Genomic DNA, 20,720 nt, shown 5'->3' on the forward strand with positions numbered 1-20,720 from the left:
TTCAGGCTGGCACGTGAATCGCTGGCTTGCTCAAAGCGAATGCGGAGAGCTTCTCCAAGGTTAGACAAGGCGGCGGTGTGCTTGGGGTGATTGGCGGGGGTCGAGGCGAGAGCCTCACGGTGCAGTGAAATTGCCTCGTCCAAATCTTCGACGCTCGCCGTGTGGACCGCCCGACGTAGCAATGTCGCACCAAGGTTCGACATGGCGGCTGTTCGGTCGTCTACATCCACCTCACTCGTGGACGCTGTAAGCGCTTCGCGTTGCAGCCTGATAACTTCGTTTAGATCTTCGATCTGTTCTGTACGATCTACCCGACGCAGCAGCGCTACACCAAGGTTCGACACGGCGGCTAGGCGTCCAGGATGGTGGGCAGGCGTTGAAGCTAGAGCCTCACGCTGCAGTGTGATTGCCTCGTCTAGGTCTTCGATTAGTCCCGTGAGATCTGCTCGGCATAGCAATGCCACACCAAGGTTAGACAAGGTCGCAAATCTATCGCCGACGTCAGCAGCGATAGACACTGACGCTGCCTCCCGGAGAAGTGAAACGAGAAGTTCCAGGACGTGGCTGTCGCCTGTACTTTCAAATTGGTCCCAAAGAGCCTTGATTGCATCCTCAGAGCGCTTGGCGCGGCCTTCGCTACCGCTCACCTTCGTCGCCCTCCTGCCCAAGATTTTTGACCCAAATGAGTGCCGTTTCTGGAGTTACGATGAAATCTACAGTTCGTGTCCTCGGATTCCACCTCACAATGACGGGCGGTTCTTCCACTTTTTGTGATGGATCGCCAGCAGGCTGGGTTGGGCCTCCCAGTTCTTCAGAAGATGTGGGGGTTGGGGCTTGCTCTTCTGGCGCGGGCTGCACAGGGATAGGAGCGCTCGTAAGCATTGCTGACGTTGGCAAGGGGTCCGCACTCGAATCCAAAACAAGGGCGGCAATCAGATTATCTTTGAGGGTTGTATAAGTTCTGTGTGTATGTGAGTCGGGGCGGATGATTGAGAAATGATCTCCGGGTATCACGCCCGTGTCGGGAAAGACGCTACGGGCTGAGGTGGGGGTCACGATCTTGTCGAGATCTCCGGCATAAGCGCGAATTGTGATCGGGCATCGATCGGAGGCCACCGTTTGGGCATGGATAATCCGATTAATCACCGCCTTGTGTGCGCTGGTTACAGGCTCATTGATCGGTCGCAGTTCGCGTTCATGTGGGTGCCGCCAAACCTTGAGGCTTTTCCTTGCGAGAAGAAAAATTTCAGAACCTGAATTTGGGCATGCGAACATGATGACGCGTTTGATTCTTGCAAGCTCTTCGCCGCGAGCATTGCTTACCATGCGCGCAAGGAAGCGTTGAACGATTAGGCCGCCTTGGCTGTGGGAAATGATAGCTAGTTTACCGTAGCTTTTTGCCTCCACCTCAAGAAAGGTTTGAAGGCTATCTGCGAGGACATCGAAGTCCGGTACTCTGCGCAGCGGGTTGAAGATATACTTCGGGGACGCGTAATCAAATTTAAGAAGAGTGAGTCCAGAAAGTTCTGAATCGGAACCGATCAGATTGTCGATGCACTTCCATGTATCGTTAGTGGAGAAGAGACCGTGCACGAAGACCGCGGCGACATCCTTCATCTACGCGGCTCCGCTTCCACCTGTACGGTCGGCAAGGATCGACTGACCGTACAGAATACACGCCACTCTCCGGAATTGCCTATCAATGACACTGGGTGGATGTGTGTTCGGATAGGGGGTCCGGGTGTGTCATTCAATCGAATCTCGACATCGAGTTCGAAGATGGTGATCTCGGGGTCCGGAGGCCTTGGTGGTGTTCTCCCTTTAACAAAGGCCACCTCGGCCAGCTTGGGGGCCGGGGTTAGCGTGGGGGAAGCAGGAGATCTCGTTCTGGGTGCTGCTCGCCCGTGACCCTGCCTCTAACGCCGAGGTCTAAGCGGGCGGCGTCGTGAAAGGCATTGATCGTGCGGAAGACTGCACGGTTGCGTTCGCGCCACTCCTCCAGGCTTCCTGTGATCCTGCCGGCTGCTTGCCAGTCGACTTCGAGGGTGACTGCGTTGAGGCCGTGAGCAGCTTCAACAACCTCGTCGCTACCTAGCAGCATGACTCGTTCGAAGGCCCGGCCGCGGTGGTGCCCGGCCTCCGACATGTCTGCCTTGATCTCCGACTCGTCGCGGCGGCGCTCGCGGAGGCCCTCCCTGAGCTCGTAGAGCTCGACGGCGAGGAAGATGCTCGTTCTGATCCGTTCGATGTAGCTCGCGTAGGCGTCGAGCTTCCTGTCGTCCCACCGGGTCGAGAGTTCGTGGCGCTTGCGGCGCCGTTCCGCCAGGGCGTTGGTCAGGTGCGTCGTGAGTCCACCGAGGATCACCGCGGCGACCGTCACGAGCTGTTCGGCCGCCCCCACCAGCGCCTCCAGGTATGCACTCCTAAAGATGACTAGAGGATCTTAGGAGTCTGCCCCGGGCGGTGGCCTGTCTGCTTTCGGTCATCGTGGTCATGGCAGGCGGCGAGGGGCCGGCCAGCGCCTGAGCTTGCGAGCGAACCGCCGCACGGCCAGTTCTTGGAAGGCCCACGGCGCCAGGTACATCCCTACGAAGGCTGCCGCACCGACCGAGAAGGTGGCCCAAGTGCCTATCAGCGCCTGGCCAATCAGTATCCCCCCGACCAGCAGCAGACCGCTGATGGTGATCGCCAGCCTCTGCTCATGACCGAGCACGTGCACCCCCGGAGATCGCGGTTCAAAGAGGCTAGGTGGTCCCTTCCTGAGCTGCACTCCCCGTTCGCAGGGATGGCTGGATCGCGGCGTTGGCCCTTGAGCGGAACGAGATTGTCTAGGTCCTGTCCGGCGGATCATGTGACTTCTCGCGCTCGGGCACGTTGGCATGCCCATGGGGCGGGGAGATCTCACGAATGAGGAATGGGCCCGGCTGAAGCCGCATCTGCCCACGTCCGGGCAGCGCGGTGGGCGTTGGGCCAGCCACCGCAGAATCATCAACGGGATCCTCTTCCGGCAGCGCACCGGCGTGCCGTGGCGGGATCTGCCTGCGCGGTTCGGCAAGTGGAAGACGGTGTATGAGAGGCACAGGCGCTGGTCGGCGGACGGCAAGTGGGACAAGATCTATGCGGCCCTCCTGGCCGACGCGGATGCCCAGGGCCGTATCGACTGGTCCATGGTGAGCGTGGACTCCACCACTTGCCGGGCCCACCAGCACGCCGCCGGAGCGCGCAAGAAGCCACCGCGGGTGCCGGGAAAAGACGCACGCCCCGGCAGCACCGCCCCGACGAGGGACTCGGACGCTCCCGGGGCGGTTTCACCTGCAAGATTCATCTCGCCGGAGAGGGCGGGCGCCGCCCCCTGGCCCTGCTGATCACACCGGGCCAGTGGGGCGATGCCCCGCAGCTCATCCCCGTCATGGAACGAATCCGCGTCGGCCAACTCGGCGGCGGACGCCCCCGCACCCGACCGGATCATCTCGGGGGCGACAAGGCTTATTCCTCCCGGCGTAACCGCCGCTACCTGCGCAGACGCAGATCAAACACGCCATCCCCGAGCCGAAGAACCAACAGGCCAACCGCCAACGCCGCGGCAGCAAGGGCGGTCGGCCTACCGGCTTCGACAAGGCGATCTATAAGCGAAGGAATGAAGTCGAGCGGACGATCAATGCCCTCAAGAACTTCCGGGCCGTGGCCACGAGGTTCGACAAGCGTGCCTACGTCTTCCAGGGCACTGTGACTGTCGTAGCGATCAGGCTCTGGCTTCGGGGGTAGATCCATTATCCCCGTGCGGGGAGGTGCCTGTCACCGTTCTCCGGAATGATCTTTAAGCCTGATTTGCACCTCTAGGCTTGCAGGCGGACACAAAGCACGGATCTGAACTGGGAGTTAAGAGTGGCGCACGACGTTGCCGCGCTGGCGATGGAACTTACGGACATGGCTGCGGCCGATCACCAGTCTGCCGTCCACGCGAACAGCGATGACCCCACCGAGCAACTGGCCTGGCGGCGGCTGACCGCCCGGCACGGCGACCGGCTGGGCGAGATCATGGACAAGTACGGCTGGCCGACGGCGGAACTGGTTGGTGAGGAGGCCGCACGCGCGGCATGGCTGATCGCCCAGCACGCCGACCGGCAGCTCGACGTTCAGCGTCGCGCTCTCCAGTTGATGCAGCAGGCGGTGGCGGCAGGCTCGGCCAGCCCGCGCGAGCTGGCCTTTCTGCGCGACCGCACGCTGGTCAATGAGGGCCGTAAGCAGGTCTACGGCACTCAGATCGCCGGCGTGAAGGACGGGGCGCCGGTTCCGTGGCCTTGCGAAGAGCCCGAGCGTATGGACGCACTCCGTGCGGAGGTCGGCATCGAGCCCTTCGGCGAGTATGTCGCCAAGTTTTCCCTGGCCTGACGCCGTTCCCAGCCGCGTCCGGTGGATCACTGCCCAGGCTCAGCGGCCGCAGGCATTGATCCGCCGGACACGCCTTAGGCGCTCTTGCGCCAATCAGGTGGGCGGCCGGGCGGGGAGTTGCTGGCGCCCCATGGCCGTTTGGCCGGGTGCCGAGAGGGTGGCTGGTCGATGCTTGCCGAGGAAAGATCCCCTCCGTACCGTGACTCTGACGGTGCGTCAGATACGCCTCCCAGGCCGGTGAGAGTGAGGGCACCCGCAATGGTCCGCGAAGGCAGTGCCAGGCCAATTCCTAAGGTCATCAGCGTTGACGATCACGTGATCGAGCCGTCTCATCTCTTCGATGTGTGGCTGCCCCACAAGTACCGGGAGCGGGGGCCGAAGCCCTTCACCGCGGGCATCGGGGACCTGCAGTACATCGGAGGGAAGTACCGGTTCACTACGGATCCGGACGGCCAGGTCACGGACTGGTGGGAGTACGAGGGGGAGATCTTCCCGTACAAGCGCATCATCGCCGCCGTCGGCTTCTCGCGGGACGAGATGACCCTCGACGGCATCACCCGTGAGCAGATGCGGCGCGGCTGCTGGGACCCGAAGGCCCGGCTGGAGGACATGGATCTCAACCATGTGGAGGCGTCACTCTGCTTCCCCACCTTCCCGCGGTTCTGTGGACAGACCTTTGCCGAGGCGCAGGACAAGGAAGTCGCGCTCGCCTGCGTCCGGGCCTACAACGACTGGATGGTCGAGGAGTGGTGCGGTGACAGTGGTGGCCGGCTCATCCCGCTCTGTCTGATCCCGCTATGGGACGTCGAGCTCGCGGTCGCCGAGATCCGGCGCAATGCCGCCCGCGGAGTACGTGCGGTGACCTTCAGCGAGATCCCGACGTACCTCGGCCTGCCGTCCATCCACTCCGGCTACTGGGATCCGTTCTTCGCGGCCTGCGAGGAGACCGGGACCGTGGTCAACATGCACATCGGGTCGTCGTCCCAGATGCCGGCCGCCTCGCCGGACGCGCCGCCGGCTGTGCAGGCCACCCTGAGCTTCAACAACGCGATGTCGTCGCTGGCGGATTTCCTGTTCAGCGGCGTCCTCGTCCGCTTTCCCCGGCTCACCCTGGCTTACAGCGAGGGCCAGATGGGATGGATCCCGTACGCCTTGGAGCGTGCCGACGACGTATGGCGCGACCATCGTGCTTGGGGTGGTGTCCGTGACCTGATCCCCGAGCCTCCGTCCACGTACTACTACCGGCAGGTCTTCTGTTGCTTCTTCCGCGACAAGCACGGCATCGACGCCATCGAGGCCGTGGGAGTCGACAACGCCACGTTCGAGACGGACTACCCGCATGTCGACTCCACCTGGCCGCACACGAAGAGGGTGGCGGCCGAGCACGTGGCCGGGCTCTCTGAGGACGTCGCCTACAAGCTCCTTCGAGGGAACGCCATTCGCATGCTGGGGCTGCCATTTGACGAAGGCCGGGTGACCGCAGCCACGGCCTGACGTGTGGGCGCCGATCGCAGGGGAACACTGGGGACTCCTACGCAAGCGCAGGGCCTGCGCGGACCCGGTGAAGAGGGTGGTGGTCGGATGAAGGGCCGTACGGTGGAGGGCCTGGCCTCCTTAGGGCGCTTATACGTGCGCCATGCTCCAGGCTCGCTCGGGAAGGCTTCGCTCGCCGCGGAGTATCTGAACCCCTACCTGCGCGATCACCGTCGCCTTCGGACCGTCCGGGCCCGGTGGGGAGCCAGGTTCGCTGTCGACACTCAGGACCTCATCCAGCGCTACATCTACCTCTTTGGGGTCTGGGAGCCGCACCTGACGCGCTGGCTCAGCCGGCGTCTGCGGCCCGGCGACACCTTCGTCGACGTCGGCGCCAACACCGGATATTTCAGCCTTCTTGCTTCACAGCTCGTGGGCAAGGAAGGCCACGCAGTGGCGATCGAGGCGTCTCCGCTGTTTCACCAAAAGATCCTGTCGCACGCTCGGCTGAACGCCTGCAGCAACGTTCGTGCCGTGAACACCGCGGTATCGGACGTCCGGAAGACTCTGACCTTCACCCTCGCCAGTTCCCGCAACATGGGGGCGAACAGCGTCGTTCCGTACGACGGGCCGGCGGAGTCCAGCTTCGAGATCCAAGGTCGGCCGCTGCCGGACGTGCTCACCACAGAGGAGATCACCAATGCGCGCGTGATCAAGATTGATGTGGAGGGGGCCGAGGGCAGTGTCGTCCGAGGCATGGTCCCTATGCTTGACCAGCTCCGGCCGGATGCGGAGATCACCATCGAGGTGACCCCCGAGCGCATGGCGCGACTCGGAGACTCTGTCGACGACCTGCTTGCCACCATGCAGAGGTACGGCTTCCACCCGTACCGCCTCGCCAATGACTACTCGGCGGAGAGCTATCCGGCAGCGCTGCGCGCCACCCACGTGGCCCCAGTGCGCTGGCATGGTGCCGTCCTGGCGGAGACGGATCTGGTCTTCTCTCGGACGGATGCTGAGATTCTTCCCTGAACGCGTCACGGCCCGGCTCTTTGAAGCCGGGCCGTGAGTGGTGCTTCTCCCTCTCGCTACTGTCGGAACACGGGTGGCGTCTCCGCTACGACCGGGGCGGGGAAGCTGAGCCGCTCTCCTCTCCGTCGAAGGCCGGCTCGCCGGGCTGCGGCAGAGACAGGCGAGCACCGCGGCTCTCCGCCACCCGGAGGACGTCGCTCAGGGAGTCGGCCGCCTCTCGAAGCGCGAGTCGGAGGTGGTAGCGGCACGCTGCCGGGTCCGCGAGCATCTTCTCCGCATCGGCCAGTACCGCGGCTCCGTTGGCCAGCTGCTCCGCCTCCACGCCGTCGGCGTACCGGGACATCACGCCGCGGCCGTCACCCGTGCTCAGGAAGCAGGGCTTGTCTCCCGGGCTCTCCCACGGGAGGAGTCGCAGCTCGTAGCTACCGGCGTTAAGCGTCGAACGGAGGGCTTCGCTGTTGAGGTCGGCTGTCATCCGGCCTTCTCCAAGCCCTCGTCACGCGTACCGGTGCTGAATACGGCCTCTGTACGGTCGCCCGGAAGCACCAGGAGCGTGCCCTCTACGACTCGTCCAGTCGCATCGGTCGAGATCCGCTCTACTTCGAGCACGGGTGCCGGGCTGCGGAAGATCTCCCGTTCTTCTGCACTGGGCAGACGGGATACAACGCGCTGAACCGTGGACGTGACGCGGACCCCGGCCGCGGCGAGCAGCTGCCTAATGTCGTCGCCCCACGGCGACAAGCTCCCTGTCGGGGCTGCGAGCTTCGCCACCTTGTGCGGCACGTAGACGTTGCCGAGGCTCTGTACCGATGTTCCCAGGAATCCGATGTACTCGAACTCGCTCACCAGGGCCCCACGTCGCACCTGCAGGAGTGCCGAAAGAGCGCTGGTTGCGTTCACCGTTTGGACCTTCACGCTGACCTGCAGTTGCGGCCCCTGCACCGCCTGCCGATCCGAGGAATCCTGCCGCGCGTCATAGACAGTGCGCTCGCGAAGCGGACGAACGAAGTTCCCCCGCCCTTGGAGCTTCTCGACCCTTCCTTCGGCCTGGAGCAGGTCCAGCGCGACCCTCAGTGTTGGCACGCTGACCCGGTACCGAGTGGCGAGTTTCGTCTCCGCCGGCAGGCGCTCACCGACTGCGAACTCCCCCGACTCGATGCGTCGCCGCAGGTCGTCGGCAATGTACTGGTGGTGAGTGGCCATCGGCGCGTCACCGCTTCTCGACGGCCCGCACGGCGGGCAGACGGTAGTTCCGTCGCATGACCAGCGATTCCCCCGTGCGGAAGCGCAGCAACTTCGTGCCGTCGGGCATCTCGATCACGTGGGCCACGCCGAACCCGCGGCCTGCGAAATCGATGACGTCTCCGACTCGAATCGTGTCCCAGCTGACCTGAACGGCCACGAAGTGGTGCGTCTTGTTGGAGGGGAGGGTGTCCCTAGGCATCAGTTCACCCCCGCCATGTTCCAGTGCTGGTCGGCCATGAGCGGCTGCCAGCGCGACTCCGTTCGCAGCCCGGCGCGCTCGTGGCCGGGCACCACGTACAGGCGGTCGAGTGCGGCCTCCTCGGCTTGGAGGACTTCGGCGTACCAGCGAGGCTGGCGCATGGGCGAGGTCATGGGGAGCGCCTCCTCGGTGATCCGGGGTTCCAGCGGCGTGCGTGGGCGAGCCTCGCCCGAGAGGGGAACGAATTGCCGCCTAGCCCAGGCGGCGACTCGGCGGATAAGGTCCAACACGCTGATCAGCTCCTCACAGCTGACGGCCGTGCCCCCGGACAGTTCAAGCTGTCGCGGGGGTTTCCTGGTCGATGGCGGCCCACGCGATGTGGCCGCCTTCGCTGGCGACGATGCCGAACAAGTCGGCTGTCTCCAGTACCTCTAAGAGCTCTTGCCACGCCTCGGCCGAGACCGGGTTGGGTACGTCCGTCTCGACACAGATGCGGCCCTTCCGACGCCCCACGCGGGGAGTGAACCCAGCAGCCGAAAGACGCGCCGCCATGTGGTCGGCGCTGCTTCTGCGTGCGGCCACAAGGCGTTCCTCCGTCGCCACGGAATCACAGAGCGTGAAGCGAGTTAACTAGCATAGGGGTCCTGGCTAAGATTTTCCATATGCCTGAGCAGCCGCCCTACCTCCGCGTCGCTGACCTGCTCAGACAGCGCATCGCGGATCAAGAGTGGGCCCCGGGGGACCGGCTTCCGTCGCGGGGGCAGCTTGCGCAGGAGTGCGGCGGGGTGGGGGTGAACGTCGTCCGCCGCGCCCAGGAACTCCTGATCTCGCAGGGGGTTTTGGAAGGGCACTCCGGGTCGGGAACGTACGTCGCCGAGCCGCGCCCACGCCTCCGCATGGTGCGTTCGCAGCTACCCGAAGGGGGTCGTGGGGCGCCCTGCGTCACGGACGTGTCTGCGCTCGGCAAGGGCGGCACGTGGGAGAGCTCCACGGATGCGAAGGTCCCCGCGCCTGCCGGCATCGCCGCCCGGCTCCACATCGCCGAAGGCGACCTCTGCGTCCGAACCGCGTACGAGTTCATGCTGGACGGCAAGCCCGTCCAGCTTCTGACCAGTTGGGAGCCGTACGGCCTCACGGCGCACACGCTGGTGGTGCTGCCGGAGGGTGGCCCCTATAGCGGCAAGGGCGTGGTCCACCGCATGGCGGAGATCGGCATTACGGTCGCCCATGCGGTGGAGGAGGTGGAGGGCGGAAGCGCGACGGCCGAGGAGGCAACCCTCCTCGGCGTGCAACGGGGTGCAGTTGTCACGCGCATCGAGCGCACGTACTACAGCGATGACGGGCGCCCGGTGGAGACGGCGGACATCGTCACACCGGCCGCCCTCGGGAAGATCGTCTACAAGGTGCCCGTCAGGTAGTCGCGGGGTAGTTCCAGCGGTAGTAGGCCAGCGCCTGAGCGCGCGCCTCTACGACAGCCATGCGCGCATCGCGCTCCGCAGCGTCCGTGTGCGCCGCCTGCCCCGTCGCCTGTCCGGGCCACTTGCGGTAGAGCAGACCCACGTCGCGGATGAACCAGCCACGGCTGACGGAGTCCAGCGCGAGCAGAAGGCCGGTGTCCTCCGAGGCCGGCAGGGCCATCCATCCGCCCAGGGCGAGGAGCAGGTCGCGGCGGACGCAAAGGGTCGCCGGGTGGACCTGGGCGCGGTAGTTGTGCGCACGCCAGTGTTCGAGCACGGCCCCGCGCTCGATGGGCCCGTCGTCCGGGTCCTGGTCGAAGCCGACCGTTGACCCGTCGGGCATCAGGTCCAGGACGCGGGACGTCGTCCAGCCGACGCTCGGGTCCCGTTCGAGGACGGCGATGTCCCGGGCCAGGGCGCCCGGGGCAAGCTGGTCGTCAGCGTCGAGGATCTTGACGTACTCGCCGTCGGCGTGGGCCAGGGCCATGGTCCGGGCGACGCCGGGGCCTCCGCTGCGGCCCTGGTGGAAGGACACCCGCTCGTCGTCAGGGACGAAGGGGGCGACGTCGTTGCTCTTCCCGTCCTCCTGGATGACCCAGTGCCAGCCCCAGCCCTCGGGGAGCTCCTGGTCGCAGAGCGACTTGTAGGCGTCGTGCAGGTAGTGAGCGGACGGTGCGTGCACAGCGGTGACGATGATGATGCGCCGGCGCACGGCACTCACCACCTTTCCAGGGGAGTGGTGAACAGCATTTCCGTGCGGTCGCCGGGCAGCGTGATGTCGGAGAGCTCGACAACGCGGTCGTCGGTGTCGTACGAGGTCTTCCGGAGCAGCAGGACCGCGGTCCCCGGGGGGAGTTCCAGCTCCTCCGCCTCCTCCGGCGTCGGCGGGCGGGCGGTGACGTGCTCCTCGATGCGATCGAGCTCGATCCCGACGGTGAACAGCTGGTTCTGCGTGCCCCCCGGCCACGGTTCGTTGCCCGCGTCCAGGAGATCGGGGTTCTCCGCGACCATGTCGCGCACGAGGTAGGAGGTGACGAGCGCGAACGGGGCCTGCTCGGCGGCGTACCGCGTGCGGTACGTGCGCTCGACCAGAACCTCGCCCTCCGAGACGCCGAACGCTTCCGCGAGGCCCTTGTCAGCCTTGATCTCGCGGTAGGAGGCGTGGAAGACGAGATCGTTCACCTGCAAGCCGGTGTCATGCTCGGTGGCTCCGGTCTTCGCCCTCAGCGGCTCGGGCTCGCGGGCGCGCCCCTTCTCCCACTGGTGCCTCGCGTTCGTACGGAGCACGGCCGTCCGAGGCTTGCGGACGAAGTTGCCGCGCCCGTGCTGCTTCTCGATCAAGCCTTCATCGCGCAGGAGGCGGAGCGCTTCGCGGATCGTGGGAACGCTCCGCCGGTACGTCTCCGCGAGCGCCGTCTCTGAGGGCAAGCGCTCACCGGGCTTCAGCTGACCTGCACGGATGGACTCCCGGATGCCATCCGCGATCCGCTCGTACGCCTTTGCCATCGGGGCTCACCGTCCTGTTGCGCTGACGGCGCTCAGCATACGACTCCTAAAGAGGACTTGACGAGTTGATGAGAGCTGCGTCATAGTCTCGGCAACTCCTAAAGAGGACTTGAGGAGAAGACCTCTTTAGGAGTGAGTCGCCTGGAGGGCTCCGGCTCGAAGGACGCGCCAGTCCCTTGAGAACTGCACAGAGTGCCTGGACGAACGAGTGTTTTTGATCTCCGGTGCCGCCATGAGCCGTTGGCGCCGGAGGTGATGACTGCTCGTTCCGAATGACCGGCTTCCCGGGCCCCTGCCCAGGGAACGGGTTCGCGCCTGCCGCTGGTCTCCTGCCTCTACTCCCGAAGGGGAATCAATGAAGCTGGCTATCGGCGACGTCGTTCGAGGTCGTCACGACGTGGCCCTCGGCACCGTTGCCGGGATCAATGAGCACACCGACGGCAGGCTCGTCGTGGTGCGGATGCCCGGCGGCGGCTTCCGCCTCCTCGAACCGAGCGCCTTATCCATCGTCGCCCGCTGCGCCACACGCTCCACGCCCGCCCGCACCGTCCTGACCCTGGTCGTCCTCGCCGTCGCGTTGCTCGCCGGCTTCATCAGCTGCCGGTCGGCCGAGGATGCCGGCGCCGACTGGTTGCTGATCCTTCTCGCGGGCCTCGGTGGCTGTACGGCGGTGGCGATCCCGTACCAGTGCTTGCTCCGTCTCACGGGGCCGCGACGCTTCCGTGTCTGATCACGCTCCCGTCAGGGGCGGCAGGCGACTGGTCAAGCGGTCCTGCTGCCACTGACTCTCCCATCCCCTTCCGGATCTGGAGAGATCATGCGTACATACGTCGTCCATCAACCTGCTGCTGAAGCGGTTGGGTTAGGGGACCACGCCTTCGAGTTCGACGGATTTCGGGGACCGGAGGCCGAGGACTTCAAGGAACTGTTCCTTGGCCGCCCTGGAGAGCCTGCCGAGGAGCGCGCGGCGCGCATCTCCGCCGCCCGCGACGTCCTGGAAGAACTCCGGAATCAGAGTGACGCCGACGAGTTCGCCCGTCTGAACGCGCGCTACGCGGCGAGGCTGAGCAGCGTCGCGGCGATGAAGGGCGCTGCGGAAGCGCAGCGGCAGGCGCAGGCCGGGAGGGCAGCGTGACGGCACCCACCTCCTTGATCAATCAGCTGGCGGACGACCGTGGATCGGAGCGGGAGCCTCACCCCGAACCGGCGGCCGCAAGCCTCGCCGCCCCCGCCGCCCCCGGTGAGACCGTTACTGTCGATCGCCCCGGCGGGCCCTCCGGTCCTGGCTTGAGAGACCGGGTACGCGGCGCGAAGCGCCGCCCCGTCATACCGGCGTGGGCGAAGTCGCAGCAGGAGTTCTACGCGGCGAGCAAAGGCGTAGCTGAGTACGCCTGGCACATCTCCGCGTATCACGCAGTGCGGACCCCCTGGTACACCGTCCGCCTCGCGCTGCAAGCGCCCCACGGTGCCGCGCGGTTCGTCGGCGGCACACTCCGGTGGGTTTCGGATGCCGAGGGCGAGCCATTCCGGCAGGCGGCAGCTGCTCACGACGACATCAACAAGTACTTGCAGCTCTCGCGCCAGCGAGACCGCCGCGTACGGTGGCGCACCGCAGTCATCGTTGCGGCTTCGATCACCGGCCTTATTGCGGCGCTGGCGTTGTACGTCATGGCGCCGGAATGGCTGCTGGCCCTGTCGGGCTTCGCCGCGACGATGGCGGTGGGATGGATCGGCCAGCCTGCCGACGCCCCAGTTATCCGCAGGGCCGTGGACATCCCGAAGGTTACGAAGCTCACCAGCGACATCGTGCTTCGCGCCCTCGGGTCCCTCGGCATTCCGGCGATCAATCAGGCGCAGGCGAAGGGCGGGGACGGGTTCGCCTTCACTGCTCCCATCACCCGCGACGGGCCGGGCTGGATGGCCGAGGGCGATCTCCCGTACGGCGTCACGGTCACCGACGTGATGGACCGCCGGGAAAGGCTGGCCTCCGGTCTCCGCCGACCCTTGGGAACCGTGTGGCCTGAGGCCGTTCCGGACGAGCACACGGGTCGGCTCAGGATTTGGGTCGGCGACCAGGACATCTCCAAGACCAAGCAGCCGGAATGGCCGCTCGCCAAGTCCGGCACGGTGGACTTGTTCCGGCCCATTGCGTGGGGCACCGATCAACGAGGGCGATGGGTGGAGATCACCCTCATGTACCTCGCGGGGGTGATCGGGTCCATTCCGAGGATGGGCAAGACCTTCCTTCTGCGTCTCCTCCTACTCACTGCAGCGCTCGACGTGCGCGCCGAGGTACACAGCTACGACCTGAAGGGAACCGGTGATCTCGACCCGGTCGGGAACGCTGTCGGCTTTCGGCACCGGGCGGGCGACGAAGAGGAGGACATCCTCTACGCGCTGACCTCGATGCGCGAGCTGCGAGCCGAGTTGAGGCGGCGCACGAGGGTCATCCGTACGCTCCCTCGCGACATTTGCCCCGAGTCGAAGGTGACCTCGGAACTGGCTTCGAAGCGGTCCCTGGGCCTGCACCCGATCGTGGTCGGGGTGGACGAGTGCCAGGTCTGGTTCGAGCACCCGAAGCACGGCGCAGAACTCGAAGAGATCTGCACGGACCTCGTGAAGCGGGGGCCGGCAACAGGCATCGTGCTGCTGCTCGCCACGCAGCGGCCGGACGACGACAGCTTGCCGAAGGGGATCTCCGCGAACGCCTCGGCCCGCTGGTGCTTGAAGGTCATGAGCCATGTCGAGAACAACATGGTTCTCGGCACCGGGGCGTACAAGCGCGGCGTGCGCGCGACGATGTTCGCTTGGGCGGACAAGGGCATCTGCTACTTCCTCGGCGAGGGCGCAGACGCCCAGATCGTTCGCGCGGTCGAGATCGATGCCGTAGCGGCCGAACGCATCGCTCTCCGCGCCCGGAAGACGCGCGAGCGTCTCGGCACGCTTGCCGGGCACGCGCTCGGCGAGCAGCCGGAGGCCGACGCCACTCCCTCGTACGACCTCCTGGCGGATCTGATCACTGCCCTCCCGGCCGACAAACCGAAGCTGTGGAACGAGGTGATCGTCGCCCGTCTCGCGGAGCTCCGGCCGGACGTCTACGGCCTCTGGACGGGAGAGCAGCTCACCTCGGCTCTGAAGCCCTACGGCATCCATACGGATCAGGTGTGGGGCAGGACCGAGGGCGGCAAGGGCACCAGCCGACGCGGGATCAAGCGCGCCGACGTCCTCAGAGCGATTGCCGAACGTGACGGATCGGCCGCGGCCGCCTAGCCGAATTCACCGCTAGACCTAGCAGGACCCCTGCTAGGTCTAGCACCCCCACTAGCAGCACAAAGCGCCATTGACCTGCGCTCTAGTGCCTAGCGGCCCGAGCGGGCGCCTCCCGAAAACCGGCCCGAAGAGGGGTTCCGATGGTCTCCCTGTCCCACGCTATGCCCGGCCTCATATTCATCACCCTCTGCTACGCCCTCCTGTGCGCGGGGAGCCCGTTCGGCTCCTGCCGGAAGTGCAACGGCTGGGGCGCCGCCGTCCGGCAGACCCGCAGCGGGCGGATCAAGCGAGGCCGCGAATGCCGCCGCTGCGAGGGGCACGGCCGGCGCCTGCGCATCGGCCGCCGCCTCTACAACGCCACCACCCGCCTGCACCGCGAAGGCACCGCACCCGCTGACCCTTCAAGGAGGTCCCACTGATGGCTTTCTCGATCTCCGCACTCGCCCTCTTCGGCCTTCTCCTGGCCATGCTCATCCGCTCGAAGTCCGTCGGCATCGGCAGCGCCACGGTCGCGATCTTCTTCGGCTACTACCTCAGCCGCACCGGCGCCGCTTCATCCATCGATCAGGTCATGTCGTCCATCGGCCACGCGATTCCCAGCGTCGGCAAGTGACCCGAAGGGATCAACCCATGTCTGAACAGAACTGCACCGCCCCGCAGCCCATCTCGCTGATGGCCTCAGGGGAACTCCGAGACGCGCTCACCGCCATCGAGGAAGGCAAGGCGCCGGCGGCCATCGCCGCTCTCATGGCCATCGATCCCGTCTCCTGGCAGGCGATCGAGCAGCGTCTGAAGGCGGTGGTGGGCAGCGATCTCCGCACGCTCTTATTCCAGTCCCGCGAGGCCGGATGGGTGGCCTCGACCATCGTCTGACGGCTCCCCGTGCGGCTCCAGCTCCGCGAGGAGCGGGAGGCGTGCGGAGGGCCGGACAGCCCGGCCCCTGCTCCACGAGTTGGAGGACGCCCCATGTCCCACACCACCATCGCGTGGTTCGACAGCTTGACCGCGAGCGTGTTCGCCCTCGGGGCCGCAGCTCGCGAGACCCGGCTCGCGCGCCAGGCCGCGGAAGTCGCCACCTGGCACGTCGACCCGGCCCGCCTGCAGGCGGTGATCGGTGACGTGAACATCTGCGGGGAGTACAAGATCAGCCCCCAGGACGTCGCCCTGAGCCAGATCCGCAGCCTGCGCAGGGCCTACCAGCGCGTGACCACCGACCTGTACGAGAACCTCGCCCTCGCCTACGCCTACGGAACGGCCGGAGCCCTGCTGGCGGTCGTCAAGGGCTACCGCCCGCGGTACGTAGAGCTCCGGCGCGACCAGACCGACCAGTACGAGCTCCCCGGCGAGCCGCTGCCCGACTTCCGCGGCGACCTCGGCGACTGGAACGGCCAGCGCCGCCTGGCCCTGCTCCGCTCCCACGTCGGCGCGCGCCGGGTGTCCCGGTACACGGGACGGAGCGAGGGAGCCTTAGCCGGGCTGGCGGACTGCGCCTACGCCTACGGAGAGCAGGCCGAGACAGCCCTCCACCACCAGCTGCTCACCGCCCGCCCGGCGCACGAGGGTCCGGAGGCGGAGCGGTGACCCACGAATCGAACGCCCCCGACCCCATCACCGTGTACGCAGAGGCTCCCAGCATCGTCTCCGAGATCTGCTGGCTGTTGGACCAGAACGTCAACCGCCCGTTCGGCACGGAACAAGGGCGGGATTTCTGGCTCCGCAAAGCCGCTGTCCTCGACCGCATCGCGATCGAGGAAGTGGCCACGTACGCCCCGCCGGTCGCGGCCAACGCGATTGAGACCGCGGAAGAGGCGGCGAGGCGGCTGGTCGAGTACGACGTCACGCACACCGGGCTGAGCCTGAAGGGCTCCGACGTGATCACCGGCGACGACTGCCGCGCCTACGTACGCCGCGAGTACGACGAGTGGAGCCGCACTCAGCTCCTCTGAATTCGCCCGGGGCAGCGGTCTTCCGGCAAAGAGTCCCGCTGCCCCGGCCTCCCCATCCCGTTCAGGATTCAGGAGGTGCCATCAGCATGCACCACAACGACACCGGTCTGCAGCTGAGGGCCGGCGGGACGTACGTGTCCAGCCAGGCCCGCCGCCACGACACCGCGGGCAGCGGTTTACCGCGTCTCTTCACGCCCGCCGACGTCGCGGAAGCTATCGGCTGCTCGGCTTGGTGGGTGAAGGAACAGGCGAGGCAGCACCGTGTGCCCTTCACCCGGCTCGGCGGTGCCTACCGCTTCACTGCCGAGCACTTCGCAGAGATCATCCGGCTCTTCGAGGAGCGGCCGCCCACCACCCGTGCCTCCGTGTCTTCCGTACCGGTGAGCGCTGCCCACTCCGTGCCCCTCGATCGCGCCGTGCCCATATCCGCTCAGCTCCGGCCCAGGCCTCCGCGCCGATCGAGCCAACCGCGCAGCAGCGCTGCTGCGTGACCGGCGGCGGTGAGGACAGTGGGATACGGAGAAAAGCTCAAGGGCTACTACCGCGCCCGATATTGGGAAGCGCCCGGCGTCCTGCGCACCCTCGTGGACGCCGAGGGACGAACGATGCGGTTCAGCAGCAAGCGAGCAGCAGCGAAAGCCGCCAACGATCAAGAGGCCGTGATCAGGGGAGCCGCCAAGAGCTCGCCGCCTCCCGAGAAGCCCACAGCGCCTTCGGAGGAGGCCGTGAACGGCGGCGATCCGCCCAGCGCGGCGCCTGCAGAATCTGACGTTCAGCCCGGGATGACCTTCGGCGAGTACGTGAACCGGTGGTACGCGGAGCTGGAACTCGCCGCATCGACCATGCAGAACTACAAGCGGCACGTCGAGAACCACCTCCTTCCCGCGTTCGGGGAGAAAGCCCTGTCCGCCATCACGCGTTCCGACGTCGGCGCGTGGGAGAAGAAGGAACGGGCCTCGTACGAGGGGACGAGCGTTCAGACGTGGCACGGCACGCTGCACGTCATCTTCGAGGACGCAGTGGAGGAAGGACTCCTGGACGCGAACCCGGCCGCCAGGCGACGAGGGCGGGGGAAGCGTGCCGGGCGTTCCCGGAGACGCGGGCCTGAGAAGGTGGTGACGGATGCCCTGGGAATCCTGCTCGTCTCCGAACGAATGGCCCTCCTATCCGGTCGCGACGACGAGTTCGTAGGAGGCCTCACCAAGGGCTACACCGGGGCGCGCTGGGGCGAGCTGGTGGGTCTGGAGCCTGCCTTCTGCCGGCCCAACTCCATTCGGGTGGAGTGGCAGCTGTACGAGCTGGACAACGGTGAGCTGCATCGCTGCCCGCCGAAGGACGACTCGTACCGGACCATCGACAGCATGGGCTGGCTATCAGCGCTCATCGCCGGACAGATCGCGCGGGTAGATCCGCGGCCCTGCCCGTGTCACGGACGGCGGTACGTCTTTCGTGGCTACGGCGAGGCCAACGACGCGGCCCGCTCGCCAGGCGTGAAGCTGATCGACGTCGCCCGCCACGCCGGAGTTTCCATCGGGACAGCCTCGAATGTGCTGAACCGACCCGAGGCAGTGCGGGAGGAGAAGCGGGGCAAGGTCGAGATCGCGATGGCGGAACTGGGCTACGTCCGGGGTGCCGCCCCGGGAGAGCCCGCGGCGCATTGGCGCCGGTCCGGGTTTGCGACCTGGCTGTTCCAGCCGGCCGCAACCGGCTGGTACCCGAAGAAAGCGCCGCAGGAGGCACGCCCCGTTCCCTTGCTCGGGGACCCCTGGCCCGGAGTACCCGCTCGCGGGCGAAACGCTTCCGAGCGAGCCGAGGCGTGCTGGGTGCCCATCGCGCCGGGGCTCACGCCCCACGGGCTGCGCCACACCCACAAGGCGATCATGGAGGACATGGGGACACCGCCCAAGCTCATGGACGAGCGGCTCGGCCATCTGGACGGCTCCGTCCAGGCCCGCTATTCGCACATCACCTCGGGCATGCGCCGTCGGTTGATGGAGGGCCTCACCGAGGTATGGGAAGCGTCCCTGGACGCGCGGCGTGCCATGTGTCCTAGATCACAGGTCGCCGCCCTCGATGAGCTGCTGCGAGACCGGACTCCCTAGCCCCGGAGGGGTGGGTTCTGGTTCCGCTTTCCTTGATCCACTCCAGCGCCACTCCAGATCCACTCCATGAGCACGCCAGGAAACACTTCAGCCCCGGTTCTCTCAGTGAGAGAACCGGGGCTGAAGTGCTATTTCAGCTGTCGGGGTGGCGGGATTTGAACCCACGACCTCTTCGTCCCGAACGAAGCGCGCTGCCAAGCTGCGCTACACCCCGATGTGCGGCCGGTTCCTGCTTTTCGCAGGCCCCCGGAGCAACGAGCTCTACTTTAGCGGACCGGAGCCCAGAGGTGAAATCCGATTCCGGGGGAGCCGCAGGTGGGCGGCCCGGAGGGGGCCGCCCGGGGGTGTCAGGCGCGCGGGGTCAGGGTGAGGAGGGTGGCCTCGGGGGGGCAGGCGAAGCGGACCGGGGTGTAGCGGTTCGTGCCGCAGCCTGCGGAAACGTGCAGGTAGGAGCGGTGGCCGCCGGCCTTGTGGGTGGAGAGGCCCTTGACCCGCTCGGGGTCGATGTCGCAGTTGGTGACCAGCGCCCCGTAGAAGGGGATGCACAGCTGGCCGCCGTGCGTGTGCCCGGCGAGGATCAGCGGATAGCGGTCGGCGGTGAAGGCGTCGAGCACCCGCAGGTAGGGGGCGTGGACGACGGCCATGGAGAAGTCGGCGTCCTCGCGGGGGCCGCCGGTCACCTCCGCGTACCGGTCGCGCTTGATGTGCGGGTCGTCGAGGCCTGTGAGGGCGATGTCGTAGCCGGCGACCTTGAGGGCGCCGCGGGTGTTGGTGAGGTTGACCCAGCCCGCCGAGTCGAAGCCGTCGCGCAGCTCCTCCCAGGGGTTGTGGATCACGCCGACCGCCGGGGCGTTGCCGTTCAGGCCGTGCTTGCCGCTCACCCGCTCCAGCAGATAGCGGGCGGGGTTGCGCAGCTTGGGGCCGTAGTAGTCGTTCGAGCCGAAGACGTAGGCGCCCGGGAACTCCATCAGCGGGCCCAGGGCGTCGAGCGTCTCGGGCACGCCCTCCGGGTCGGAGAGGTTGTCGCCGGTGTTGATCACGAAGTCCGGGCGGAGGCCGGCGAGCGACTGCAGCCAGCGCTGCTTCTTGTGCTGCCCGGAGACCATGTGGATGTCGGAGACCTGGAGCACCCGCAGCGGCCGCATCCCGGCCGGCAGCACGGGCACCGTCACCCGCCGCAGCCGGAAGGACCGGACCTCGAAGCCGGCGGCGTAGGCGAGGCCGGCTGCGCCGACCGCCGCGATTCCCAGGGGTACTCCGTATCGAGCGCGCATGGGGTACATCGTCGCAGACCGCGGGCCTGGTCCCGTCACGGGCTGTGGATATCTCCGGACGGCTCGGTCCGGCGCCGGGGCCGGACCCGGCGCCGGACCCGGGCAGGTGCCGCGAACCGTATCGAGGGCGGCCCGAGGGGGTGCCAAAAGGCCTTACCCAGGGCCGTGTCGCTAGCTGATGTCGCGGGCGCCCCGCGGGAGTTGCCCGCCGCCCCGCCGCCCCACGGCGTTAATGCGGGGCGTCATCCCCCGCCGAATGCGAAGATTGCGGCATGACCACGCTCAAGTCCACGCTGCACGACGACCTCACCGCCGCCATCAAGGCGCGTGACGAGCTGCGCTCCTCCACCCTCCGGCTCACTCTCTCCGCCGTCGCCTACGAGGAGACCGCGGGCAAGTCCGCCCGTGAGCTCTCCGACGACGAGGTGCTGAAGGTGATCACCCGCGAGGCGAAGAAGCGCCGCGAGGCCGCGGACGCGTTCGACAAGGGCGGCCGCCCCGAGCAGGCCGAGCGGGAGCGCGCGGAGGGCGAGGTGCTCGCCGCCTACCTGCCGAAGCAGCTGTCGGACGAGGAGCTCGCCGCGATCGTCGCCGAGGCCGTGGCCGAGGCCAAGGCCGGCGGTGCCGAGGGGCCGAAGGCCATGGGCGCCATCATGAAGATCGTGAACCCCAAGGTCGCCGGCCGCGCCGAGGGCAGCCGCGTCGCCGCGGAGGTCAAGCGGCTCCTCGCCGGCTGACCTCCGGTACCTCTGCACGGACATGTAGAAGGGGCGCCCGGACCGATTCGGTCCGGGCGCCCCTTCGCTATGCGCTCTTCACCGCTA

At 66.8% G+C, this 20,720-nt stretch carries 26 protein-coding genes, 1 tRNA gene and 1 pseudogene; 16 read left to right on the plus strand and 12 right to left on the minus strand.

All coding sequences use genetic code 11. The features are described from left to right. From NQU55_RS36880 to NQU55_RS21140, 3 genes are all read right to left on the minus strand, one after another. On the minus strand, positions 1-647 hold a 647-nt coding region (locus NQU55_RS36880; protein ID WP_256790960.1), incomplete at its 3' end, for a tetratricopeptide repeat protein. Next, the gene (locus NQU55_RS21135) at positions 637-1,617 is read right to left on the minus strand and encodes a lipase family alpha/beta hydrolase (protein WP_168090643.1); all 981 of its coding nucleotides are present in this window, start codon (positions 1,615-1,617) and stop codon (positions 637-639) included. The genes NQU55_RS21135 and NQU55_RS36880, both read right to left, overlap by 11 nt. 241 nt (positions 1,618-1,858) lie before the next feature. Further along, entirely contained in the window at positions 1,859-2,401 is a 543-nt protein-coding gene (locus tag NQU55_RS21140) for a hypothetical protein (RefSeq protein ID WP_256790961.1), read from the minus strand. 484 nt (positions 2,402-2,885) lie between these two features. Here NQU55_RS21140 and NQU55_RS21145 point away from each other — a divergent pair. From NQU55_RS21145 to NQU55_RS21160, 4 genes and pseudogenes are all read left to right on the plus strand, one after another. Next, positions 2,886-3,765: pseudogene (locus tag NQU55_RS21145) on the plus strand (IS5 family transposase). A gap of 120 nt (positions 3,766-3,885) precedes the next feature. Continuing rightward, positions 3,886-4,392 carry a DUF6624 domain-containing protein gene (locus NQU55_RS21150; RefSeq protein ID WP_168090642.1) on the plus strand — a complete coding sequence of 169 codons (507 nt, stop codon included), beginning with the start codon at positions 3,886-3,888 and terminating at the stop codon, positions 4,390-4,392. A gap of 258 nt (positions 4,393-4,650) precedes the next feature. Next, on the plus strand, positions 4,651-5,886 hold the full coding sequence (locus tag NQU55_RS21155; protein ID WP_168090664.1) for an amidohydrolase family protein: 1,236 nt from the start codon (positions 4,651-4,653) through the stop codon (positions 5,884-5,886). Between the two features lie 87 nt (positions 5,887-5,973). Further along, entirely contained in the window at positions 5,974-6,897 is a 924-nt protein-coding gene (locus NQU55_RS21160) for an FkbM family methyltransferase (protein ID WP_206328803.1), read from the plus strand. Between the two features lie 85 nt (positions 6,898-6,982). Here NQU55_RS21160 and NQU55_RS21165 read toward each other — a convergent pair whose 3' ends face one another. From NQU55_RS21165 to NQU55_RS21185, 5 genes are all read right to left on the minus strand, one after another. After that, positions 6,983-7,372 carry a hypothetical protein gene (locus NQU55_RS21165; RefSeq protein WP_168090641.1) on the minus strand — a complete coding sequence of 130 codons (390 nt, stop codon included), beginning with the start codon at positions 7,370-7,372 and terminating at the stop codon, positions 6,983-6,985. Continuing rightward, positions 7,369-8,100, minus strand: coding sequence for a GntR family transcriptional regulator (locus NQU55_RS21170; RefSeq protein WP_168090640.1), 732 nt, complete (start codon positions 8,098-8,100; stop codon positions 7,369-7,371). The genes NQU55_RS21165 and NQU55_RS21170 overlap by 4 nt, the downstream gene beginning before the upstream one ends. Positions 8,101-8,107: 7 nt before the next feature. Next, positions 8,108-8,341: a hypothetical protein gene (locus NQU55_RS21175; protein WP_168090639.1), complete on the minus strand. Its 234-nt coding sequence runs from the start codon at positions 8,339-8,341 to the stop codon at positions 8,108-8,110. Further along, the gene (locus tag NQU55_RS21180; protein WP_168090638.1) at positions 8,341-8,514 is read right to left on the minus strand and encodes a hypothetical protein; all 174 of its coding nucleotides are present in this window, start codon (positions 8,512-8,514) and stop codon (positions 8,341-8,343) included. Before NQU55_RS21180 ends, NQU55_RS21175 begins: the two co-directional genes overlap by 1 nt. A 160-nt stretch (positions 8,515-8,674) precedes the next feature. After that, on the minus strand, positions 8,675-8,944 hold the full coding sequence (locus tag NQU55_RS21185) for a hypothetical protein (RefSeq protein ID WP_168090637.1): 270 nt from the start codon (positions 8,942-8,944) through the stop codon (positions 8,675-8,677). A 59-nt stretch (positions 8,945-9,003) separates the two neighbouring features. On the opposite strand from NQU55_RS21185, the gene NQU55_RS21190 reads away from it, so the two are divergent. Further along, on the plus strand, positions 9,004-9,759 hold the full coding sequence (locus NQU55_RS21190) for a GntR family transcriptional regulator (protein WP_168090636.1): 756 nt from the start codon (positions 9,004-9,006) through the stop codon (positions 9,757-9,759). On the opposite strand, the gene NQU55_RS21195 is transcribed toward NQU55_RS21190, so the two are convergent. Further along, positions 9,752-10,510: a glycosyltransferase family 2 protein gene (locus tag NQU55_RS21195; RefSeq protein WP_168090635.1), complete on the minus strand. Its 759-nt coding sequence runs from the start codon at positions 10,508-10,510 to the stop codon at positions 9,752-9,754. The genes NQU55_RS21190 and NQU55_RS21195 overlap by 8 nt on opposite strands. 5 nt (positions 10,511-10,515) lie before the next feature. After that, positions 10,516-11,304 carry a GntR family transcriptional regulator gene (locus tag NQU55_RS21200; RefSeq protein ID WP_168090634.1) on the minus strand — a complete coding sequence of 263 codons (789 nt, stop codon included), beginning with the start codon at positions 11,302-11,304 and terminating at the stop codon, positions 10,516-10,518. Between the two features lie 355 nt (positions 11,305-11,659). Between NQU55_RS21200 and NQU55_RS21205 the strand changes: the two genes are divergently transcribed. From NQU55_RS21205 to NQU55_RS21250, 10 genes are all read left to right on the plus strand, one after another. Further along, positions 11,660-12,034: a hypothetical protein gene (locus tag NQU55_RS21205; protein WP_168090633.1), complete on the plus strand. Its 375-nt coding sequence runs from the start codon at positions 11,660-11,662 to the stop codon at positions 12,032-12,034. Between the two features lie 87 nt (positions 12,035-12,121). Beyond that, positions 12,122-12,439: a hypothetical protein gene (locus NQU55_RS21210; protein WP_168090632.1), complete on the plus strand. Its 318-nt coding sequence runs from the start codon at positions 12,122-12,124 to the stop codon at positions 12,437-12,439. Further along, complete coding sequence (locus NQU55_RS21215) at positions 12,436-14,574, plus strand: cell division protein FtsK (RefSeq protein ID WP_256790962.1); 2,139 nt, start codon at positions 12,436-12,438, stop codon at positions 14,572-14,574. The genes NQU55_RS21210 and NQU55_RS21215 overlap by 4 nt, the downstream gene beginning before the upstream one ends. A gap of 140 nt (positions 14,575-14,714) precedes the next feature. Beyond that, positions 14,715-14,993: a hypothetical protein gene (locus tag NQU55_RS21220; RefSeq protein ID WP_168090631.1), complete on the plus strand. Its 279-nt coding sequence runs from the start codon at positions 14,715-14,717 to the stop codon at positions 14,991-14,993. Beyond that, positions 14,993-15,187 (plus strand): hypothetical protein, encoded by a 195-nt coding sequence (locus tag NQU55_RS21225; protein WP_168090630.1) that lies wholly within the window; start codon positions 14,993-14,995, stop codon positions 15,185-15,187. The genes NQU55_RS21220 and NQU55_RS21225 overlap by 1 nt, the downstream gene beginning before the upstream one ends. 17 nt (positions 15,188-15,204) lie before the next feature. Beyond that, positions 15,205-15,447, plus strand: coding sequence for a hypothetical protein (locus NQU55_RS21230; protein WP_168090629.1), 243 nt, complete (start codon positions 15,205-15,207; stop codon positions 15,445-15,447). Positions 15,448-15,540: 93 nt separating this feature from the next. Next, positions 15,541-16,155 (plus strand): hypothetical protein, encoded by a 615-nt coding sequence (locus tag NQU55_RS21235; protein ID WP_168090628.1) that lies wholly within the window; start codon positions 15,541-15,543, stop codon positions 16,153-16,155. After that, complete coding sequence (locus tag NQU55_RS21240; RefSeq protein ID WP_168090627.1) at positions 16,152-16,520, plus strand: hypothetical protein; 369 nt, start codon at positions 16,152-16,154, stop codon at positions 16,518-16,520. Before NQU55_RS21235 ends, NQU55_RS21240 begins: the two co-directional genes overlap by 4 nt. 86 nt (positions 16,521-16,606) lie before the next feature. Next, the gene (locus tag NQU55_RS21245; protein ID WP_240976053.1) at positions 16,607-17,011 is read left to right on the plus strand and encodes a helix-turn-helix domain-containing protein; all 405 of its coding nucleotides are present in this window, start codon (positions 16,607-16,609) and stop codon (positions 17,009-17,011) included. An 18-nt stretch (positions 17,012-17,029) separates the two neighbouring features. Continuing rightward, entirely contained in the window at positions 17,030-18,622 is a 1,593-nt protein-coding gene (locus NQU55_RS21250; RefSeq protein ID WP_168090626.1) for a LacI family DNA-binding transcriptional regulator, read from the plus strand. 140 nt (positions 18,623-18,762) lie between these two features. Here the strand turns inward: NQU55_RS21250 and NQU55_RS21255 are convergent. After that, positions 18,763-18,836, minus strand: a tRNA-Pro gene (locus tag NQU55_RS21255). A 133-nt stretch (positions 18,837-18,969) separates the two neighbouring features. Beyond that, positions 18,970-19,896: a metallophosphoesterase gene (locus tag NQU55_RS21260; protein WP_168090625.1), complete on the minus strand. Its 927-nt coding sequence runs from the start codon at positions 19,894-19,896 to the stop codon at positions 18,970-18,972. Positions 19,897-20,168: 272 nt separating this feature from the next. On the opposite strand from NQU55_RS21260, the gene NQU55_RS21265 reads away from it, so the two are divergent. Next, complete coding sequence (locus tag NQU55_RS21265) at positions 20,169-20,633, plus strand: GatB/YqeY domain-containing protein (RefSeq protein ID WP_168090624.1); 465 nt, start codon at positions 20,169-20,171, stop codon at positions 20,631-20,633. The last annotated feature ends 87 nt before the right edge of the window (positions 20,634-20,720 follow it).

Origin of the sequence: Streptomyces telluris (genome assembly GCF_024519335.1) — a bacterium.
GTDB lineage: Bacteria > Actinomycetota > Actinomycetes > Streptomycetales > Streptomycetaceae > Streptomyces > Streptomyces telluris.

What these genes read in the sequence shown, in the direction of transcription:
- NQU55_RS21135 (WP_168090643.1), bottom strand. Translation starts at nt 1,617, where the DNA reads ATGAAGGATGTCGCCGCGGTCTTCGTGCACGGTCTCTTCTCCACTAAC.
- NQU55_RS21155 (WP_168090664.1), top strand. Translation starts at nt 4,651, where the DNA reads ATGGTCCGCGAAGGCAGTGCCAGGCCAATTCCTAAGGTCATCAGCGTT.
- NQU55_RS21160 (WP_206328803.1), top strand. Translation starts at nt 5,974, where the DNA reads ATGAAGGGCCGTACGGTGGAGGGCCTGGCCTCCTTAGGGCGCTTATAC.
- NQU55_RS21165 (WP_168090641.1), bottom strand. Translation starts at nt 7,372, where the DNA reads ATGACAGCCGACCTCAACAGCGAAGCCCTCCGTTCGACGCTTAACGCC.
- NQU55_RS21170 (WP_168090640.1), bottom strand. Translation starts at nt 8,100, where the DNA reads ATGGCCACTCACCACCAGTACATTGCCGACGACCTGCGGCGACGCATC.
- NQU55_RS21175 (WP_168090639.1), bottom strand. Translation starts at nt 8,341, where the DNA reads ATGCCTAGGGACACCCTCCCCTCCAACAAGACGCACCACTTCGTGGCC.
- NQU55_RS21180 (WP_168090638.1), bottom strand. Translation starts at nt 8,514, where the DNA reads ATGACCTCGCCCATGCGCCAGCCTCGCTGGTACGCCGAAGTCCTCCAA.
- NQU55_RS21190 (WP_168090636.1), top strand. Translation starts at nt 9,004, where the DNA reads ATGCCTGAGCAGCCGCCCTACCTCCGCGTCGCTGACCTGCTCAGACAG.
- NQU55_RS21200 (WP_168090634.1), bottom strand. Translation starts at nt 11,304, where the DNA reads ATGGCAAAGGCGTACGAGCGGATCGCGGATGGCATCCGGGAGTCCATC.
- NQU55_RS21205 (WP_168090633.1), top strand. Translation starts at nt 11,660, where the DNA reads ATGAAGCTGGCTATCGGCGACGTCGTTCGAGGTCGTCACGACGTGGCC.
- NQU55_RS21210 (WP_168090632.1), top strand. Translation starts at nt 12,122, where the DNA reads ATGCGTACATACGTCGTCCATCAACCTGCTGCTGAAGCGGTTGGGTTA.
- NQU55_RS21220 (WP_168090631.1), top strand. Translation starts at nt 14,715, where the DNA reads ATGGTCTCCCTGTCCCACGCTATGCCCGGCCTCATATTCATCACCCTC.
- NQU55_RS21225 (WP_168090630.1), top strand. Translation starts at nt 14,993, where the DNA reads ATGGCTTTCTCGATCTCCGCACTCGCCCTCTTCGGCCTTCTCCTGGCC.
- NQU55_RS21230 (WP_168090629.1), top strand. Translation starts at nt 15,205, where the DNA reads ATGTCTGAACAGAACTGCACCGCCCCGCAGCCCATCTCGCTGATGGCC.
- NQU55_RS21235 (WP_168090628.1), top strand. Translation starts at nt 15,541, where the DNA reads ATGTCCCACACCACCATCGCGTGGTTCGACAGCTTGACCGCGAGCGTG.
- NQU55_RS21245 (WP_240976053.1), top strand. Translation starts at nt 16,607, where the DNA reads ATGCACCACAACGACACCGGTCTGCAGCTGAGGGCCGGCGGGACGTAC.
- NQU55_RS21260 (WP_168090625.1), bottom strand. Translation starts at nt 19,896, where the DNA reads ATGCGCGCTCGATACGGAGTACCCCTGGGAATCGCGGCGGTCGGCGCA.
- NQU55_RS21265 (WP_168090624.1), top strand. Translation starts at nt 20,169, where the DNA reads ATGACCACGCTCAAGTCCACGCTGCACGACGACCTCACCGCCGCCATC.